The organism is Pseudoclavibacter sp. VKM Ac-2867 (assembly GCF_015351275.1).
GTDB lineage: Bacteria > Actinomycetota > Actinomycetes > Actinomycetales > Microbacteriaceae > Pseudoclavibacter.
In genome coordinates, this window is record NZ_JADKSL010000041.1 from 1,583 (window position 1) to 4,082 (window position 2,500).

Below are 2,500 nucleotides of genomic sequence, written 5' to 3' on the forward strand. Positions count from 1 at the left end.
TGGAAACATGTGGGTGGTGATGGGTATTGGTGTGCACGCTGTTGGGTCCTGAGGGACCGGGCCTGCTGTCGTCTTCGGATGGTGGTGGATCGGACTCTTGGGCCTTCGTTCGCCGGCTTTGTGTTGGTGGGTGTTGGTACCGATCGTATGTTGAGAACTACACAGTGGACGCGAGCATCTTGAATGCTGCGAATGTTGCCTTCGGGTGGTGTTTGTGGTGTTCAGCAATTTTAGTCAAGAGTTTCTGAGAATGAAATGATTGGCTACTCATGTGTAAATCAAATCTTTAAGAGCAAACGGTGGATGCCTTGGCATCTGGAGCCGAAGAAGGACGTAGAAATCTGCGATAAGCCTCGGGGAGTTGATAATCGAACTTTGATCCGAGGATTTCCGAATGGGGAAACCCCGCTAGGCCCCTTGTGGTGACCTGGTGACTCCCGCCTGAATATATAGGGCGGGTAGAGGGAACGTGGGGAAGTGAAACATCTCAGTACCCACAGGAAGAGAAAACAACAGTGATTCCGTTAGTAGTGGCGAGCGAACGCGGATCAGGCTAAACCGGTCGTGTGTGATACCTGGTAGGGGTTGCACGGTCGGGGTTGTGGGACTTTTCATGCTGCTCTACCAGGCAGTGGGCGTGACAATAGCGTATAGACGAACAGCTTTGAATGGCTGACCAGAGGGGGTGCGAGTCCCGTAGTCGAAATGCGTGTATTGACGTTGAAGAGTATCCCAAGTAGCACGGGGCCCGAGAAATCCCGTGTGAATCTGTCAGGACCACCTGATAAGCCTAAATACTCCCAGATGACCGATAGCGGACAAGTACCGTGAGGGAAAGGTGAAAAGTACCCCGGGAGGGGAGTGAAATAGTACCTGAAACCGTTTGCTTACAATCCGTCGGAGCAGCCTTGTAGCTGTGACGGCGTGCCTTTTGAAGAATGAGCCTGCGAGTTAGTGATATGTGGCGAGGTTAACCCGTGTGGGGCAGCCGTAGCGAAAGCGAGTCTGAATAGGGCGATTCAGTCGCATGTCCTAGACCCGAAGCGAAGTGATCTATCCATGGCCAGGTTGAAGCGAAGGTAAGACTTCGTGGAGGACCGAACCCACCTAGGTTGAAAACTGGGGGGATGAGCTGTGGTTAGGGGTGAAAGGCCAATCAAACTTCGTGATAGCTGGTTCTCTCCGAAATGCATTTAGGTGCAGCGTTGCGTGTTTCTTACCGGAGGTAGAGCTACTGGATGGCCGATGGGGCCCAAAAGCTTACTGACGTCAGCCAAACTCCGAATGCCGGTAAGTGAGAGCGCAGCAGTGAGACTGTGGGGGATAAGCTTCATAGTCGAGAGGGAAACAACCCAGACCACCAACTAAGGTCCCAAAGCGCGTGCTAAGTGGAAAAGGATGTGGAGTTGCACAGACAACCAGGAGGTTGGCTTAGAAGCAGCCACCCTTGAAAGAGTGCGTAATAGCTCACTGGTCAAGTGATTCCGCGCCGACAATGTAACGGGGCTCAAGCACGCCACCGAAGTTGTGGCATTCATATTTATAGACAGGCCTTCGTGGTCCAGTCGTGTGGATGGGTAGGAGAGCGTCGTGTGGCGAGTGAAGCGGCGGTGGAAACCAGCCGTGGACGCTACACGAGTGAGAATGCAGGCATGAGTAGCGAAAGACGGGTGAGAAACCCGTCCTCCGAATGATCAAGGGTTCCAGGGTCAAGCTAATCTGCCCTGGGTAAGCCGGGACCTAAGGCGAGGCCGACAGGCGTAGTCGATGGACAACGGGTTGATATTCCCGTGGCCGGCGAAAAACCGCCCAAGCTAATCCAGTAGTGCTAAGAGTCTGAATCTCTTCGTCCGCCTTCGGGTGGGTGGGGAGCCTAGCGCTCGACCCCGTTCTGGTGCGGTTAGCGTATTAACAGGTGTGACGCAGAAAGGTAGCCGAACCGGGTGATTGGTTGAATCCGGGCAAGGACGTAGGGTGAGTGATAGGCAAATCCGTCACTCGTGAAGCCTGAGATCTGACGCGGAACTCACTTCGGTGAGGTAGTCGGTGATCCTCTGCTGCCAAGAAAAGCATCGACGCGAGGTTTTAGTCGCCCGTACCCCAAACCGACACAGGTGATCAGGTAGAGAATACCAAGGAGATCGAGAGAATCGTGGTTAAGGAACTCGGCAAAATGCCCCCGTAACTTCGGGAGAAGGGGGGCCTGAGGCGTATAGGGATTTACTCCTGAAAGCGCATTGATGGCCGCAGAGACCAGTGGGAAGCGACTGTTTATCAAAAACACAGGTCCGTGCGAAGTCGCAAGACGATGTATACGGACTGACGCCTGCCCGGTGCTGGAAGGTTAAGAGGAAGGGTTAGCTTCGGCGAAGCTCTGAATTTAAGCCCCAGTAAACGGCGGTGGTAACTATAACCATCCTAAGGTAGCGAAATTCCTTGTCGGGTAAGTTCCGACCTGCACGAATGGCGTAACGACTTCCCAGCTGTCTCAACCGCGAAC

At 53.7% G+C, this 2,500-nt stretch carries 1 rRNA gene (only partly in view); it reads left to right on the plus strand.

Annotated features, from left to right (window positions below):
• Positions 1 to 276 precede the first annotated feature (276 nt).
• Positions 277 to 2,500, plus strand: a 23S ribosomal RNA gene (locus ITJ67_RS19435); it runs 890 nt beyond the window's last position.